Below are 16,472 nucleotides of genomic sequence, written 5' to 3'. Positions count from 1 at the left end.
TCAGCCCCGGAGCGGCATCTCCTGGCCGTCGCACGTCATCACGGGAGCGTCGGCGCCGGTCAGGATGACCACGCACTCGGTGTTCTTGCCGTCGACCTTCCACTGCGTCGCGCTGCCGAGCGGGGCGCCCCAGGCCTGCACCTTCACGTCGTACTTGGCGAGCACCGCCTGGCGCTTCTCCACCTCCCACTGGCTGCTCACCCGGCCCATCAGCACCAGCGCGGCGACGAACGCCACGCCGGAGAGGACCAGGAGCAGCACCCCGAGCCGCGGCCCGGAGATCACGAACGCCCCGACCGTGAGGCCGAGCAGGAGGAAGCCGCCGACGGTCGCGGCGAGCAGGAGGGTCTCGGAGTGGCTCATCAGCGCTGAATCTACTTCAAGCCGGTTCCCAGTCGGCCCCAAGTCCCCCCGCGCAGAGTGCTCCCACCGATCACCATCACCTCTGAGCAGGGAGCAGCACCGTGAACCGCATCCTCTACCGCCTCGGTCGGAGCACCGCGGCGCACCCGTGGCGGACGATCTCCGCCTGGATCGCCGCCGTGGTCGTCGCGTTCGTCGCTGCGGGGGCCTTCGGGGGCGCCTTCCACGACGACTACAACGTCGAGGGCGCCCGCGCCCAGACCGGCGTCGAGCAGCTCCGCGCGCACGTCCCCGACGGGGGCGGTGCCACCGCACAGGTCGTCGTGCACGACCGGTCGGGCGGCAGCCTCGACGCGGGCGACCTGGACGCGCTCGTCCAGCGCCTCCGCGGCGTCGACCACGTCTCCTACGTGTCGACCCCGCGGATGTCCGAGGACGGCGACACCGCCCTCGTCACGCTGACGTACGACGTCCCGACGACGGACGCCGACCTGGTCGGCGCGAACGGCTACGACCCGCTCGAGGACGCGATCGCGCCGTTGCGCGACGCCGGCGTCCAGGCCGAGCTCGGCGGTGAGCTGCCGAGCCAGAGCGAGTCCACCATGAAGGGCACCGGCGAGCTCGTCGGCGTGATCGCGGCGCTGGTGATCCTCGTCGTCGCGTTCGGGTCGGTCGTGGCCGCCGGCCTTCCGCTCGCGGTGGCTCTGCTCGGCCTCGGCGTGGGCTCGTCCGGCGTCGCCCTGCTCGCGGCCACCACGGACGTCAGCACCGCCGCCCCGACGGTCGCCACGATGGTCGGCCTGGGCGTCGGCATCGACTACGCCCTGCTGCTGGTGACCCGGCACGTCGAGTTCCTCGGCGAGGGCCTGCACAAGCACGAGGCCGCCGGCCGCGCGATGGCCACCGCCGGCCGCTCGGTCGTCTTCGCCTCGGTCACCGTGCTGATCTCCCTGATGGGCCTCAAGCTCGGTGGCCTCCCGGTCTACGCGACGTTCGGCTACGCCACCGCGATCACCGTCGTCTCCGTGCTGGCCGCCGCCGTGACCCTCGTGCCGGCGCTCTGCGGGCTGGCCGGCCACCGGCTGCTCCCGCGGCGTACCCGCAAGGGGCGGACCCGTGCCGAGAGGATGCCGCTCACCGCCCGCTGGGCGCGCCGTGTGGTCAGGCGTCCCGTGGTCGCCGCGCTCGCCGCGCTGATGCTGCTCCTCCTGCTCGCCGCCCCGGTCCTCGGGATGCGCACCTGGCCGCAGGACGGCAGCAGCGCCGGTCCCGACACCTCGACCCGCAAGGCCTACGACCTGATCGACGCCGAGTACGGCGCCGGCGCGAACGGGCCGTTCACGATCGTCGTCGACACGGCGCAGGCCGACCCGGCGGCCGTCGCCGCCACGGTGGCGGACGTGCCCGGCATCGTCGGCGTCACCCGGCCGGTCACCACGCCCGACGGCGCGATCAGCGTCTTCGATGCGGAGCCGGCGTTCGGCCCGGCCGACGAGCGCATCCCCGGCCTCGTCGCGGCGGTCCGCGCGGACCTGCCCGCGGGCGTCGAGGTCACCGGCGAGACGCCGTTCTTCTCCGACATCGTCGACCTGCTCGGCGCGCGGCTGTGGCTGGTCGTGAGCTTCGTGGTGGGCGTCTCGGTGCTGCTGCTCGCGATGATGTTCCGATCGGTCGTCGTCCCGGTGAAGGCCGCCGTGATGAACCTGCTGTCGATCGCGGCGTCGTACGGCGTCTTGGTGATGATCTTCCAGTGGGGCTGGGGCGGCAGCGCGCTCGGCGTCGACCACGCCGTCCCGGTGTCGAGCTGGATCCCGATCCTCAACTTCGCCATCCTGTTCGGCCTGTCGATGGACTACGAGGTGTTCCTGCTCTCGCGGATCCGCGAGGACTGGCTGCGCACCGGCGACGCCCGGGGCAGCGTGGAGCGTGGCCTGGCCGCGACCGGCCGGGTCATCACCTCGGCCGCCGCGATCATGGTGGTCGTGTTCCTCGGGTTCTCGACCGAAGCGGACACGGTGGTCAAGCAGCTCGGCTTCGGCATGGCCGTCGCGATCGTGCTCGACGCGACCGTCGTGCGGATGGTCCTGGTCCCCGCGACCATGACGCTGCTCGGGAAGTGGAACTGGTGGCTGCCGGCCCGGCTGGACCGCCTGCTCCCGACCGTGCCGGCCGAGACTGAGGAGTCCGAGGAGCTGTGGTCCGAGCTCGACGCCCGCGAGTCCGAGGTGGTCGTCCGATGACGACCCAGCCCACCACCTGGCCCCGGCAGCTCAGGCTGCCGGGCCAGGCGGCGGCCCCTGAGGGTCCGATCGACATGCAGACGATGTACCTGATGCACCACGCGTTCCGCCGCGACCTGGACGCGTTCGCCGGGGCCGTGCGGAGCACGTCGGCGGGCGACCGGCGTACCTGGAAGGCGCTCGCGGACCGGTGGGAGCTCTTCGCCGCCGTGCTGCACAAGCACCACCTGGCGGAGGACGACCAGATCTGGCCCGCGCTGGTCCAGCTCGGGACGCTCGAGGACATCGCGGTGCTCGAGGCCATGGAGTCCGAGCACGGCGAGATCGACCCGCTCCTGGAGTCGTGTGCCGCGGGCTTCCGCCGGCTCGCGCGGCGCGCCGACGAGGACGCCCGCGCGGCGCTCGCCGTCCGGGTCTGCGCCGCGCGGGAGTCGCTGCGCCGGCACCTCGCCCACGAGGAGACCGAGGCGATCGCGATCATCCAGCGCCTCATCGACACCGCGCGCTGGGCCGAGATCGAGGCAGGGATCGGCAAGGGCGCCTCCCTGCGCGAGGCCGTCCGGACGGTGCCGTGGGTCGGGTACGGCGTCCCGCGGGAGGCCCTGGAGCGCGTCCTCCGCGACGTGCCCACGACGTTCCGGGTGATCTGGTCGCTCACCCGTCGGGGCTTCGCGCGCCGGGAGGCCCGGACGTTCCGGTTCGCCTGAGCGTGTGCTCGGGTGGTGCGCGCCCAGACCGACGCTCAGAAGCCGAACGTCGCTCGCTCGCGGCGGACCCAGTCCGCCGCGAGCGGCACGTCCCAGGCGTCGCAGAGCTCCAGCGCGCGGTCGGCGTGCCTGGTGGCGAGGTCGTCCTCACCGGTCGCGTGCGCGGCCATCGCGAGGAACATGTCGATCGGGCCGATCGCGGTGCCGGAGCCGGCACAGGCGGGGCGGCCGGCGAGGTCGCTGAGCAGCTGGTACGCCGTCGCGGCGAGCTCGGCGTCGCCCAGGTAGCAGGCTGTCTCGGCGCCCATGCTCCAGGCCATGGGGGAGTACCAGGTGTTGCTGTCCATGGCCGCGGTGACGTCGTCGCGGTGCGCGTCGTACCAGGTGCGGGCGTCGTCGACGTGGCCGGTGCGGCACTGGATGGCGACGATCGAGGTGGCGATGGGGAGGAACGTCTGGCCCTCCATCGACAGCATCGCGGCGGCGAGCTCCTCGTCGCGGCCCTGCCACAGCAGCAGCATGAGCAGCGCCCCAGCGACCGACTCGGCGTACCCGGTGATGGAGACGACCTCGCCGATGCCCCGCATGTGTTCGATGAGCTTCTCGACCTCGTCGAACCGGCCGCGCATCGCGCACCACGACACCTCGAGGGAGTCGAGCACCAGCTGCGCGTAGATGTGTCGCAGCCGGTCCGCCTCGGCGCGGCCGGCGGCGATCGCGTCGTCCATGATCGCGAGCTCGCCGAGCTCGCCGGCGGCGACCGCTTGAAGGGTGAACGCCGAGGCCAGGCTGACGCCGTCGCCGAGCTCGCGGGCGATGGCGACCGCCTCGGTCGTGAGGTCGAGGCGCCACCGTGCGGTGCCGCCGCGCCAGACGGCGATGGCGGCGTTCAGGCACGCGTCGAGCGTCAGCTCGGGGTCGCCGATGCGGTGCGCCATCGCGACCGCTTCGTCGGCGAGCGCCTCCCGCTCCTGCGGGGTCGAGCCGTAGTAGATCTCGCCGGCCAGCGCCAGCATGGTCCGGCAGCGCCGCGGGTCGTCACCCGGCGGGAGCCGGTCCAGCGCCCGGCGCAGGGCGTCGACCACCAGCGGGTCGACCTCGGCGTGCGCGGCCGCCTGCCACAGCGCGCCCGTGCTGGTCATGACGCCCGCGAGGATCAGCAGCTCCAGGTCGCCGAGGTCGTCGGCCACCTCGACCGCCTCGTGGGTGACGCCACGCAGCTCGATCCAGCGACCCGCCCGGCGCAGCACGTCGGCGAGGTCGGTGAGCAGATCGAAGCGGGCGTAGTCGTCCGATCCGGGGTCGGCGTCCTGGGCGCGGAGCGCGTGCTCGAGCATCTCCAGCGCCTCGACGTACGCGAACACCTCGGTCGCGCACCGCGCCGCGGCCTGGGCCGCCGGCCAGGCGTCGCCGAGGTGGCGGGGCCCGGCGGCGAGCCAGTGCCGGGCGGTCTCGGCCTCGTGGCCGGCCCGGCCGTCGAAGGCAGCGGCCGCGCGGGCGTGCACCCGTGCGCGCCGGGACGCCGGCAGGCCGGACAGCACGGTGTCGCGGACCAGCGCGTGGGTGAACCGGAACCGGTCCACGCCGTCCTCGTCCACCAGGCCCGCGGCGAGGGCCGGGTCGAGCGCGTCGAGCACGGCGTCCTCGTCCGTGCCGGCGGTGGCGGCGAGGGTGCCGAGCTCGAAGATCCGGCCGATCACGCTCGCGGACCGCAGCACCTCCCGGGTCTCGTCGGACAGCGTCGCGAGCCGGCGCGACAGCACCTCGTGCACGGCCGCCGGCGGCTGGGCCTCGGACAGCAGCGCGCCGAGGTCCCCGCGGTCGCGGGCCAGCCGGGCGTACTCGACGAGGAAGAACGGGTTGCCCTCGGTACGCCGCCGCAGCGCCTCGGTCTCCTCCGCGGTCGGCTCCGCCTCGGAGATCTGACCGAACACCTGCGCGGTCGCCGCCGCCGAGATGCCGCGCAGCTGGAGCCGGAGCGCGTGCTTGCGAGCCAGCGCCTCGGCGACCTCGGCGAGCGCCCCGTCCGGTGGCGGGTGCTCGCGCCAGGTGGTGACGACCAGCAGCCGCGGCCCCGGCCCCGGCAGCCTCGGTCAGCAGCCGGAGCACCCGCAGGCTGGAAGTGTCCGCCCAGTGCAGGTCGTCGATCACGAGCATCAGCGGGCCGGCCGTGGCCGCGGCCAGGACCCGGTCCACCACGACCTCCCAGGCCTGGAACGCCGCGCCGCTGTCGGCGTCCGCGCCACCACTGGGCAGCTCGGAGCCGAGCCGCTCCAGGACCGTCGCCCACGGCCACAGCGCCGGTGCACCGTCGTCCTGGGAGCACCGGCCCCAGGCGATGGACATGCCCTGCTCCGCGGCGTACGTCGCCGCCTCGATGGTCAGCCGGCTCTTGCCGATGCCGGGGTCGCCCGTGAGCGCGGCGAACGCCGGCGCGCCGCCGGTGCCCGCGACGGTGCTGTCCACCAGCCCCTTGAGGGCCGCGAGCTCGTCGTCGCGGCCGGCCAGAGACCAGCCCCACAAGGTCGGGAACGGCAGGGGCGCGGCCTCGTCGGTCGCCGCGGGCGGGGGCGCGGGCGCCGGCTCGGGGACTGGCGTCCCGGTCTCCTGACGCAGCACCGCGGTCTGCACCGCCCGGAGCTCCGGGCCGGGCTCGAGCCCCAGCTCCTCGTCGAGCACGTCGCGCACCTGGCGGAGCACCGCCAGGGCGTCCGCCTGCCGGCCCGACCCGGCGAGGGCGAGGGCCCGGAGCGCCCAGGCCCGCTCGCGGAGCGGGTGCTCCCGGGTGAGCGCGTCCAGCGCGGCGGCGACGGTGGCGTGCAGGCCGAGCAGCAGGCCCAGGGCGGCCTGGTCCTCGCTCGCGAGCACCCGCAGCTCCTCGAGCCGGGCGCGCTCCGCCTCGGCCGCCGGGGAGTCGCCGAGGTCGGCGTACGGCACGCCGCGCCAGAGCGCGAGGGCGTCCTCGAGGGCGCGGTGCAGCGCGTCCAGGCCGCCGGCGTCCGCTGCGCCTGGAGGCAGTGCCCGGCCGCGGCAGAGCGCGTCGGCCAGGGGAGCGACCGCCGTGTGGGCGGACGCGACCGCCGCCTCGAACGCGGTGGCGTCCAGGTCCGCCTCGGGGAGCCGCAGCGCGTAGCCGGGTTGCTCGGTCACCAGCAGGGTGCCGCCGCCGCGCGCGGTCCGGTCCGGCTCGAGTGCCCGGCGCAGCCCGGCGACGTACCCCTGCATGGTGCCGGAGACGCCCGGCGGCGGCGTGCCGTTCCAGACCACGTCGGCGAGGGTGTCGACCGGGACCGCGCGGCCGCGGTGCAGTGCGAGGACGGCGAGCAGGGCGCGCTGCTTGGGACCGCCGAGGCCGACCGGGCCGGAGGAGTCGGAGGCCACGGTCGTGCCGAGCACGCCGATCCGCATGCGGGAAGGATAGGGGCGCTCAGCGCAGCGTGTCCGCGGAACCGATCCGCCACACGGCCAGGCCGCGGACGCCGTACTCACGGGCGAGCGCGACGCGCCTCGCGTACGACCTGCGGTCGGACCACCAGAGCCGGGTGCCGTTCGAGAGCGTCGCGGTCCACTCGCCGGGGCCCGGACGCCAGTGGGCGGTGGCGCCGTCCCGGTGCACCAGGGCGCGCGCACCGCGGTCGGTGACGGCGTGGCCGGTGCCGCGCCGCGGCCAGGTGTAGCCGTAGCCGGCCACCCCGAGCTGCACCCGGCCCGCCGGTACGACGGAGAGCAGCGCGTCGAGCGCGTCGCGCTGCCAGCCCAGGGCGCCGACCGGTCCGGGTCCGGACCAGGGGCCGTGCAGGTCGTAGGTCATCACGTCGACGACGTCCGCCGCCGCGGCGAGGCCGGCCAGGCGATAGCCGCGGTCGCGGTACGCCCGGACCGACGTGGCCGCGCTGATGTCGATCGACACGGTCCGCTCGGCCGGCATCGCGTCCTGCAGCTCCTCGACGAGCCGCACGAGCCCGTCGCCGTCGGCGGCCCGGACCCGCTCCAGGTCGACGTTGACACCGTCCCAGCCCTGGTCGGCGACGAACCCGGCCAGCCGGCCGGCGACGCGATGGATCCGCGCGTCGCTCGAGAGCAGCCGGTGCAGCCGGACCGGGTCGAAGTCACCGCTCCGGTTGCTGTAGTTGCTGACCAGCAGCTCGGCGGCCAGCCCGTGCCGGTGCGCGGTCGCCAGCAAGCGCTCGTGGTCCCGTCCGGGGCGCGCGACGCCACCGCCGGACGCCGTGACCGACACGCCGGCGACGCTCAGGGTCGTCAGCCCGCCGGCGTTCCGCGCGACCACCGTGCTGCCGGTGCCCAGGAGGACCCACCCGGTCACCTCGAGCCCGTCGGGCACCCGCGCGGCGGCCGGCGCGGCGGGGGAGAGCAGGGCCAGGGCGAGGACCAGGGCCACGAGGCGCATGCCGCTAGCGTGACACGTGTGCAGCGGTTCGCGTCCGTCATCCTCGTCGACCCCCGCGGCTGGCTGCTCCTCCAGGAACGCGACGAGCTCGCGGCCATCGCCCCGGAGAAGTGGGGGCTGGTCGGCGGGCACGTCGAGCCCGGCGAGGAGTTCGAGACGGCGGCGTACCGCGAGCTCGCCGAGGAGACCGGCATCGACCTGCCCGCCGGTGCGCTGACGCTCTGGCGGGAGCCGCGGCGCTACGGAGCGTCGTTCTCGATCTGGTACGCCGGGGTCGACCTCACCGACACGGACGTGGTGGTCGGGGAGGGGCGCCAGATCGTCTTCGTCGACCCGGCCGCGATGCTCGGTCTCGACCTCACCGACCTCGCGCGCTGGATGCTCCCGGAGTTCGTCGCGTCCGCGCAGTACCGCGACCTGCGTGAGGAACTCCTCGGTTGACCGGTGGCCTCGACCCGGGCGTGTTCGCGCTGGTCTTCCTCGCCGTGCTGCTCGGCTCGACCGTGCAGGCGGTGGTCGGCCTCGGCATCGGGCTGGTCGCGGCCCCGGTGATCACGCTGCTCGCGCCGCAGCTGATGCCGGGCGTGCTGATCTCGCTGGCGTTCGTGCTGCCGATCATCACGCTGGTCGAGGAGCGCCGCGACATCCACTGGTTCGGCCTCACCTGGTCACTCCCGTCCCGGGTGCTCGGCACCGGCATCGGGGTCTGGGTGGTCGCGACGTTCTCCGCCGACCAGCTCGGTGTGTTCATCGGGACGATCGTGCTGCTCGCGGTGCTGCTGACCTGGCACGCCGTCGAGGTCCCGGTCAACCGCGGCACGCTCGGCGCCGCCGGGTTCGTCGGCGGCGTCACCGGGACGGCGACGTCGATCGGCGGGCCGCCGTTCGCGCTGCTCTACCAGCACCGGCCGCCGCGCCAGATCCGCACGACGATGGCCGTGTACTTCGTGGTCGGCGCCGCGATCAGCCTGATCGGTCTCACGCTCTCGGGCGAGCTGCACCGCCACCAGGTCGCGGTCGCGGGCCTGCTGCTGCCCGCGATCGTGCTGGGCGTGGTCGCCGGCGCGCCGCTGCGGCGGCTGCTCCCCACCCACCGGGTGCGTGGCGCCGTGCTGCTCGTCTCGGGCGCGTCGGCAGTGGTGCTGGTGGTCCGCTCGCTGCTCTGATGGGCCGTCGGCGACCCCGGCGTCGTCCTTCAGGACGGGTGGCCGGCGGTCACACCAGCTCGGGGTGGAGGTTGCCCTCGTACTTCCAGTCGTCCTCAGCCGGGTCGTAGTGGCCGAGCTTCTCGGTGCGTTGCAGGACCTTGCCCGACCGGTACAGGAGTCGTCCGCGGTGGATGGGGTCGCCGTACTCGAGCTCCGTGCGCTGCCACTTCGCCTCGTCGGTCGACCACAACGTGCGCGCGTGGCTCGCCTTCGTGACCGACATCTCGTAGTAGTCGAGCTCGGTCGTCCCGTCCGCGAAGACCTGACCGACCAGGAAGTTGAAGGCATACCTGAAGATCGACCCGTGGCTGATCTGGACCGGACCTCGGGCGTGCGGTCGGATCACCGTGGTGTCGTGCACCTCTCCGGAGAAGTAGAAGTCCGCTCCCTCATCGACGAGCGCCCGGTACAGCGGCGAGTTCCGGCCTTCGGGCGCGTGCAGGTTGCCCGTCGCCAGCGTCCGGTACGGAGCTATCAACGGGATGTGGCCCTGGACGACGACCACGCGTCCCTGCCGCTTCGCGGCCCGGACGGTCCGGCGCACCCACTCGAGCTGCTTCCCGAAGACGCCGAGGCGTACACCGCCCGGCGTCCGGGTGAAGACGTCGACCGTGATGACGCGCAGCTTCGGTCCGATGTCGACGGCGTACGCCGTCGACTCAGCGGCGCTGCGGGTCGGACGCATCCCGAAGCGGGGGTGCCCGCCGCGCGTCTTCGTGAAGTGGTCGGCCCACACTGCCTTTGCATGTGGAACGAGGTAGTACCGGTTGTCCGGCTCACCCTCGTGCTGCCCTGCCAGGATCCGTCCGCCGGGGGACCAGCGGTCGTTGAGCGGCCCGCTCCGGTCATCCATCAGCTCGTGGTCGCCGACCGCCGGAAGCAGCCGGAGGCCGCGACTGCGGAACATCTCGCGATAGTGACCGTAGTAGACGCCACCGGCAGCGGTGATGGCCTCGCGACACCGCCGGAGGCTGTCGGCGTCGGTCCCCTGGCTGACCTCGCCGAACAGGCGTCGATCCGTCGTGTCCAGGTTCCACCGGCCCTCGACCAGGTCGCCGGCGACGAGCACCGCCTGCGGATCGTGGGACGCCAGCGCGCCCAGGCACTTGTCGATCGCGAGCTCCCATGACTCGTTGATCGAGTTCGGACCACCGTCCCATGTCGGCAACGTCGTCAGGTCACCGACGTCCCCGTTGAACAGGTCGGGGGTCGAGACGAAGGTCGCGACGGGTGCCCCGCCGGGGCGAGTGGCCGAACCGGAAGGTCGTGCCTGGTCGCACCCGACGCAGGCGGCCGGGACCGCCAACCCGGACGCCAGGAGGCGTCGCCGCGAAATCACCCTGAGAGACCCATCGTCAGAACATCGGGCGGACCGCCCGCCGATCGAGCATAACGGCGATCGCATGGCGGGCCGTGCAGGTGCCGGACACTCGCCCCGCCTCGCGATCAGCCGGGCAGGCGCTCGCCGCCAACAGCTGGAGCTCAGCTGCTTGAGCCGGGGTCCGCTGGCTGCTCTGATGACCCCATGAGCGACCTCACCGTCATCCCTGTCCCCGGCTCCGGCGCGGAGGACGTCGTCGTGGCCGCCGACGGTTCGGTGTACACCGGCACCGAGGACGGCAGCATCTTCCGGGTCTCGCAGGACGCGGGCCGGGTCGACCGGGTCGCGCACACCGGGGGCCGCCCGCTCGGCATCGAGATCGACCTCGACGGCCGGCTGCTGGTCTGTGACGCGCACCGGGGCGTGCTCCGTGTCGACGTCCGCACCGGCGGCGTCGAGGCCGTGACCGACCGGATCGGCCGAGCGCCGATGATGTTCTGCAACAACGCCGCCATCGCCTCCGACGGGACCGTCTGGTTCTCCGACTCGTCGCTGAAGTTCGGGATCGAGCAGTGGAAGGACGACTTCGTCCAGGACACCCGCACCGGCCGGCTCGCACGGATGGGCGAGGACGGCGTGCCCGAGGTGGTCATCGACGGGCTGGCGTTCGCCAACGGGGTCGCGCTGGCCGCCGACGAGTCGTACGTCGCCGTCGCCGAGACCGGGGCACGCACGGTGGTCCGCTGGTGGCTGACCGGGCCGAAGGCGGGCACCCGCGACTTCCTGGTCACCGACCTGCCGGGCTACCCCGACAACATCGCGCGGGGGAGCGACGGGCTCGTCTGGGTCTCGATCGCCAGCCCCCGCGACCCGGTCGTCGAGCGGCTCCAGCGCTCGCCGGGGCTCGTGCGCCGCGCGGTGACGAGGATCCCCGAGCGGCTCCAGCCCAAGCCGAAGCGGACCGTCCGGGCGCAGGCGTACGACGACGCCGGCACGCTCGTCCACGACCTCGACCTGCCCGGCACGGACTACCACATGGTCACCGGCGTGCGGGAGCACGACGGCCGGGTCTGGCTCGGCAGCCTGCACGAGCCCGCGGTCGCGGTCGTCGACCTCTGAGCCCGTAGACTCAGCCACCATGGGCACCCTGGACTCGATCACGTCGCCACGCGACCTGCGCGACCTCGACGATGCGCAGCTGGACGCGCTCGCGAGCGAGATCCGGGACTTCCTGATCACCACGTGCGCGCGCACCGGCGGCCACATCGGCCCGAACCTCGGCGTGGTCGAGCTGACGCTGGCGCTGCACCGCACCTTCGACTCCCCGCGCGACCGGATCGTGTTCGACACCGGTCACCAGGCCTACGTCCACAAGCTGCTCACCGGCCGCAAGGCCGGCTTCGAGAAGCTGCGCCAGCAGGGCGGGGTCAGCGGCTACCCCAGCCAGGCGGAGTCCGACCACGACGTCGTCGAGAACTCCCACGCCTCCACCGCCCTCAGCTACGCCGACGGACTCGCGAAGGCGTACACGATCCGCGGCGAGGACCGGCACGTCGTCGCCGTGATCGGGGACGGCGCGCTCACCGGCGGCATGGCCTGGGAGGCGCTGAACAACATCGCGGTGGCCAGCGACAGCAAGCTGGTGATCGTGGTCAACGACAACGGCCGCTCGTACACCCCGACGATCGGTGGCCTCGCGAACGCGTTGACCGCCCTGCGCACCAACCCGCGCTACGAGCATGTGCTCGACATGGTCAAGCGCCGCCTGAACGCCGTGCCCGGGGTCGGGCCCGCGGCGTACGACGCCCTCCACGCGATGAAGAAGGGCCTCAAGGACGCCCTCGCGCCGCAGGGACTCTTCGAGGACCTCGGCCTCAAGTACGTCGGCCCGGTCGACGGCCACGACCGCGCCGCGATGGAGCAGGTGCTCGCGCAGGCCAAGCGTTTCAACGGCCCGGTGATCGTGCACGCGCTGACCCGCAAGGGCTACGGCTACGACCCCGCGGAGCGGCACGAGGCCGACCAGTTCCACGGTCCGGGCCCGTTCGACGTGCAGACCGGCGCCGAGAAGCCGAAGGGCCGCATCTGGACCGACCACTTCGCCGACGCGATCGTCGAGATCGGCCACCGCCGTCCCGACGTCGTCGGGATGACGGCGGCGATGATGCACCCGGTCGGCCTCGACAAGTTCCAGGCCACCTTCCCGGGGCGCACCTTCGACGTCGGCATCGCCGAGCAGCACGCCGCGACGTCCGCGGCCGGCCTCGCGATGGGCGGCCTGCACCCGGTCGTCGCGCTCTACGCGACCTTCCTCAACCGCGCGTTCGACCAGGTGCTGATGGACGTCGCGTTGCACAAGTGCGGCGTGACCTTCGTCCTGGACCGCTCCGGCGTGACCGGAGACGACGGCGCGAGCCACAACGGCATGTGGGACATGTCCATCCTCCAGGTGGTGCCGGGGCTGCGGCTGGCCGCGCCGCGGGACGTGACCCGGTTGCGCGAGCTGCTCGGGGAGGCCGTCGACGTCGAGGACGCACCGACCGTGGTGCGGTTCCCGAAGGGCCCGCCGCCCGCGGACATCGACGCTGTCGGCAAGGCCGGCGGCTGTGACGTGCTGGTGCGCAACGGACCGAAGGACGTGCTCGTGGTCGCGGTCGGGGCGATGGCGACCGTGGCCGTCGGCGTCGCCGAGCGGCTCGTCGCCCAGGGAATCGGCGTCACCGTCGTCGACCCGCGCTGGGTCAAGCCGGTCGACCCGGCGATCCTCGACCTCGCCCGTGAGCACCGGCTCGTCGTCAGCATCGAGGACAACGGCGAGACCGGCGGCTGTGGTGCGGTTCTGCTCCAGACGCTCAACGCGGCCGGCGTGCACACGCCGTTCCGCCTCCACGGCATCCCCCAGGAGTTCCTCGGTCACGCCAAGCGCGACGCGATCCTCGAGCGGATCGGCCTGACCCCCCAGGCCCTGGCGCTCGGCATCGTGGAGGACATGACCTCCCTCGCAGAAGGTCGTTCTCCGATCGATGTCGAGCAGATCACCTAGCCTCGTCCTCGCCGCGGCCCTGGTGGTCGCGGCGCTCGCGGGCTGCTCCTCGGGCGACGACTCCGAGGACCCCAGCGCGTCACCGCACGACGTCGCCAAGGCGATCGTCCGCGCCCTCGACTCGCGTGCCCGCGTCGTACGCCGCGCCGACGACGCGGCGTTCACGCGCCTGGTGGGCGGCGACCGCGCGTTCCGGGACGCCCAGCGCACCTGGTTCGGCAACCTCACCCAGCTGCCGATCGCGAGGCTCCGCTACCACGTCGACCCCGGCACCCTGGTCCGCGACGGGGACAGCTACTCGGTCACCGCGGCCGAGGTGCTCCAGCTCGACGGGTACGACGACGCGCCCGTGAGCAGCGCGGAACGCTTCGAGTTCCGGGCCGCCGACCGGCACCCCGGACGGTTCCTGCTGATCGCTGTCGACCCCAGCGACCCGCAGCCGTGGGACCTCGGGCCGGTGCAGGTGCAGCAGGGCAGCGGCGTCCTCGGCGTCTTCGACGCCGGCAGCGTCGACGCGGCGCCGGCCCTGATCTCGTCCGTCGAGAGCGCGATCGCGTCCGTGTCCGCTCAGGTGCCGTACGACTGGAGCCGCTCGGTGGTGCTCTACGCGCTGTCCGACCCGACGTTCCTCGACGGCCTGCACGACGTGCCGGGTGACGACCCCGAGGACCTCGACGCGGTGGCGTTCCCGGTCGGCGGCAGCACCCGCTTCGCGCTGAACCCGCGGATGCTCGACCAGCCGGGTCGCGAGCGGGACCGGCTGGTCCGCCACGAGCTCACGCACGTCGCCGTCGGCACCCGTGACGACCGGGTGCCCGTCTGGCTCTCCGAGGGCCTCGCCGAGTACGTGTCCGTCCGGCCGCTCCCTCCGCAGGACCGCCGGATCCCCGAGGCGGCCGTCGTGGCCGCCGAGAACGGCGCCGCCGACCTGCCCGACGACGCCTCCTTCAACGACCGGGACTCCGAGGCCCACTACGGGCTGTCCTGGTGGGCGGTGGAGTACCTCGCGGACGCGTACGGTGAGGACGCGCCCTGGCGGCTGCTCGACGCGATGGGACGACCCGGCGCCGACCCGGACGACGTGCTGCGCGAGCAGCTCGGCACGAGCACGCACCAGCTCGCGGAGCACGCCGACCAGCTGATCCTCCAGCTCTACGACCCCAGCGGCTGACGGGATTTCGGCGCCGCGACCCGGGGACAACGCCTACTTGTGGGCGTGCACGTGGAGCTTGACCGCCTTGGCCGACGACCGCTTGACCGTGCCGCTCCCCAGGAAGGTCGCGTGCACCTTGAAGGCACCCGCGTGCTTGAGGCGGGGGAGCCGCAGCGTCGTGGTCCCGTGCTCACTCCTCGAGAGCTTCGTGACGACCCGCCGGCCGGCGACCCGGACCGCGATCCGGCCGGCCACGTCGGAGACGTACGGGCTGGCGACCTTCACCTTGAGGGTGGCCCGCTTCGACGGCGTGACCTTGCCCTTGCCGAGGCTCGCCTTGGTCGACGAGACCACCGTGCCCTGCCGAGCGAGTGCGATCGTGCCGAGGTCGCGGATGCGGCCGGCGGCACGAGAGGCCGGACGGAACATGACGGGTAGCCCGTTGCCGTACTTCTTCATCCGGAACGGGTCGCCGTCCTCCTGACCGTTGACGGTGGAGAAGGTGATCACGAAGGCGTGGTCGCTGGGGACCTCGAGCAGGAAGAACCCGTGCAGCGACGCCGGGTCGTTCGGGTCGCCGCCGTAGGTGAGGGCCGAGGCGGCCGGCGCCGTGGCGGAGGCGTCGTTCGCCCACGCCTCCACGTTGACGTTGTCCTGGCCGGTCGCGGCCTGGTCGGTGATGACTCCCTCGATCCAGGTCATGCCGTCCGGCGGCGTCGCCGGGTCGTCGCGGTGGGCGGCACCGCCGATGGCGGCCGCGCGCTGGCCCATGGTGGGCGATGCCAATGCGGACTGGGCGATCAGCGCCACTGCCGTCGCGACCACCATGAGCAGCGGGGCGCTCCTCACCGGCCAGCGACGGACGGAGGTCCGGCCTGACGGTGACTCGTCCGGTTCGTACATCTGGGTTCCTCCTTCGTCGGCGCCGTGCAGCCACGGCGACACCTCCCTGGACGGACGTGCCCGTGTCGGTACTCGTCCGCAGTCACCACGATTCGCGAACGCGGCCGTGCGGGCATCGCTGCCAGCGGCCGCCCGTCGCCCCTGCTAGCAGGAAGCGGCGTCTGCCGGGTCCAGGGGGTCGACCGATGACCAGGTGAGCTCCGACTCGATCTCCTTGAGCCAGGTGTAGGCGTCCTCGGCCCACAACCGCCGTGCCGGGTCCTTGTCGAGGAGCCCGTCGACCACCTGACCCAGCGGAGCTCCGCCAAGGGCGGGATCGGGGGAGTCGTGCAGGACGGCGAACGTCGTGGCCACGGGATCCCCGGCCTGGAAGGGGCGGACGCCCTCGACCGCGTAGTAGAGGGTCGACCCCAGTGCGAACAGGTCCGACGCTGGAGTCCGCACGCCGCTCCGGACCACCTCGGGGGCGGTGTGGGCAGGACTGCCCACGACGTACCCTCCGTCCTGCCACGCGCGCGACCCGCTCCCGATGGCGAGCCCGAAGTCGGTGAGCACCGGTCTCCCGGACGCGGTCAGGTGGACGTTGCCCGGCTTGACGTCGCCGTGGACCAATCCGCAGCCGTGCACCGCCTGCAGCGCCTCGAGCAGGCGGAGGCCGAGGTCGACCGCATGCGTCACCGAGAGGGGACCCCGCCACTGGACGGTCTCGGCCAGTGTGTGCCCGGTCAGCGCCTCCATGACGATCCACCGGCGGCCGCCGTCGGTCACGAGGTCGTGGACCTGCACCACGCCCGGGTGGCTGATCGCGCACGCTGCGCGGGCCTCGCGCAGCTGGGGATCGTCCGCACCGTCTCCCGTGCAGACGCGGCTTCGCGTGGACTCCTTGAGGGCGACGGTGCGTGCGAGGACGCAGTCGACGGCCAGCCACACGGCTCCCATCCCGCCCCGGCCCAGGAGCCGGAGGATGCGGTACCGCCCCGCGACGAGCCGTCCCGAACGGTCCTCGTCCGGGATGTCGCGACTCGGCAGGACGTCCACGTCGTACGCCGTCATGCTGCTCAGCGTCACCCGAGGAGGTCCGCTCGTCTGCCCGGTCAGCGGCCGGACGGCGGTGGGGGTGGCGCAC

The 16,472-nt window shown here is 73.4% G+C and carries 13 protein-coding genes and 1 pseudogene; 7 read left to right on the top strand and 7 right to left on the bottom strand.

The genetic code is table 11. The features are described from left to right. Nucleotides 1–363: a hypothetical protein gene (locus ACVW2K_RS17080; protein WP_457203336.1), complete on the bottom strand. Its 363-nt coding sequence runs from the start codon at nt 361–363 to the stop codon at nt 1–3. A 101-nt stretch (nt 364–464) separates the two neighbouring features. Here ACVW2K_RS17080 and ACVW2K_RS17075 point away from each other — a divergent pair, with 101 nt between their 5' ends. Both ACVW2K_RS17075 and ACVW2K_RS17070 read left to right on the top strand, forming a co-directional pair. Beyond that, entirely contained in the window at nt 465–2,603 is a 2,139-nt protein-coding gene (locus ACVW2K_RS17075) for an MMPL family transporter (protein ID WP_457203335.1), read from the top strand. After that, on the top strand, nt 2,600–3,310 hold the full coding sequence (locus tag ACVW2K_RS17070; RefSeq protein WP_457203334.1) for a hemerythrin domain-containing protein: 711 nt from the start codon (nt 2,600–2,602) through the stop codon (nt 3,308–3,310). Before ACVW2K_RS17075 ends, ACVW2K_RS17070 begins: the two co-directional genes overlap by 4 nt. A gap of 35 nt (nt 3,311–3,345) precedes the next feature. On the opposite strand, the gene ACVW2K_RS17065 is transcribed toward ACVW2K_RS17070, so the two are convergent. From ACVW2K_RS17065 to ACVW2K_RS17055, 3 genes and pseudogenes are all read right to left on the bottom strand, one after another. Continuing rightward, nucleotides 3,346–5,244 carry a hypothetical protein gene (locus ACVW2K_RS17065; RefSeq protein ID WP_457203333.1) on the bottom strand — a complete coding sequence of 633 codons (1,899 nt, stop codon included), beginning with the start codon at nt 5,242–5,244 and terminating at the stop codon, nt 3,346–3,348. Between the two features lie 211 nt (nt 5,245–5,455). Further along, nucleotides 5,456–6,718 (bottom strand): annotated as a pseudogene (locus ACVW2K_RS17060) (BTAD domain-containing putative transcriptional regulator); the annotation flags it as partial. Between the two features lie 19 nt (nt 6,719–6,737). Beyond that, nucleotides 6,738–7,718: a glycosyl hydrolase family 18 protein gene (locus ACVW2K_RS17055; protein ID WP_457203332.1), complete on the bottom strand. Its 981-nt coding sequence runs from the start codon at nt 7,716–7,718 to the stop codon at nt 6,738–6,740. An 18-nt stretch (nt 7,719–7,736) separates the two neighbouring features. On the opposite strand from ACVW2K_RS17055, the gene ACVW2K_RS17050 reads away from it, so the two are divergent. Together ACVW2K_RS17050 and ACVW2K_RS17045 are read left to right on the top strand one after the other, a co-directional pair. Then, nucleotides 7,737–8,159: an NUDIX domain-containing protein gene (locus tag ACVW2K_RS17050; protein WP_051549344.1), complete on the top strand. Its 423-nt coding sequence runs from the start codon at nt 7,737–7,739 to the stop codon at nt 8,157–8,159. After that, entirely contained in the window at nt 8,156–8,884 is a 729-nt protein-coding gene (locus ACVW2K_RS17045) for a sulfite exporter TauE/SafE family protein (protein ID WP_231496242.1), read from the top strand. The genes ACVW2K_RS17050 and ACVW2K_RS17045 overlap by 4 nt, the downstream gene beginning before the upstream one ends. Nucleotides 8,885–8,933: 49 nt before the next feature. On the opposite strand, the gene ACVW2K_RS17040 is transcribed toward ACVW2K_RS17045, so the two are convergent. Continuing rightward, nucleotides 8,934–10,094: a metallophosphoesterase family protein gene (locus ACVW2K_RS17040; protein WP_457203331.1), complete on the bottom strand. Its 1,161-nt coding sequence runs from the start codon at nt 10,092–10,094 to the stop codon at nt 8,934–8,936. Between the two features lie 357 nt (nt 10,095–10,451). Here ACVW2K_RS17040 and ACVW2K_RS17035 point away from each other — a divergent pair, with 357 nt between their 5' ends. The 3 genes from ACVW2K_RS17035 to ACVW2K_RS17025 are packed head-to-tail and all read left to right on the top strand — an operon-like array spanning nt 10,452 to nt 14,461. After that, the gene (locus ACVW2K_RS17035) at nt 10,452–11,366 is read left to right on the top strand and encodes an SMP-30/gluconolactonase/LRE family protein (RefSeq protein ID WP_457203330.1); all 915 of its coding nucleotides are present in this window, start codon (nt 10,452–10,454) and stop codon (nt 11,364–11,366) included. Between the two features lie 19 nt (nt 11,367–11,385). Further along, entirely contained in the window at nt 11,386–13,290 is a 1,905-nt protein-coding gene (dxs, locus tag ACVW2K_RS17030; RefSeq protein ID WP_457203329.1) for a 1-deoxy-D-xylulose-5-phosphate synthase, read from the top strand. After that, a complete protein-coding gene (locus ACVW2K_RS17025) occupies nt 13,271–14,461 on the top strand; it encodes a hypothetical protein (protein ID WP_457203328.1) in 1,191 nt (396 codons plus the stop codon). Before dxs ends, ACVW2K_RS17025 begins: the two co-directional genes overlap by 20 nt. A 33-nt stretch (nt 14,462–14,494) precedes the next feature. Here ACVW2K_RS17025 and ACVW2K_RS17020 read toward each other — a convergent pair whose 3' ends face one another. Next, nucleotides 14,495–15,292: a hypothetical protein gene (locus ACVW2K_RS17020; protein WP_457203327.1), complete on the bottom strand. Its 798-nt coding sequence runs from the start codon at nt 15,290–15,292 to the stop codon at nt 14,495–14,497. A gap of 198 nt (nt 15,293–15,490) precedes the next feature. After that, on the bottom strand, nt 15,491–16,399 hold the full coding sequence (locus ACVW2K_RS17015; RefSeq protein ID WP_457203326.1) for a serine/threonine-protein kinase: 909 nt from the start codon (nt 16,397–16,399) through the stop codon (nt 15,491–15,493). Nucleotides 16,400–16,472 lie beyond the last annotated feature (73 nt).

The organism is Nocardioides sp. HB32, from assembly GCF_054058995.1.
The sequence above is the reverse complement of the archived record's forward strand: the minus strand, read 5'-3'. Positions and strand labels throughout refer to the sequence as shown.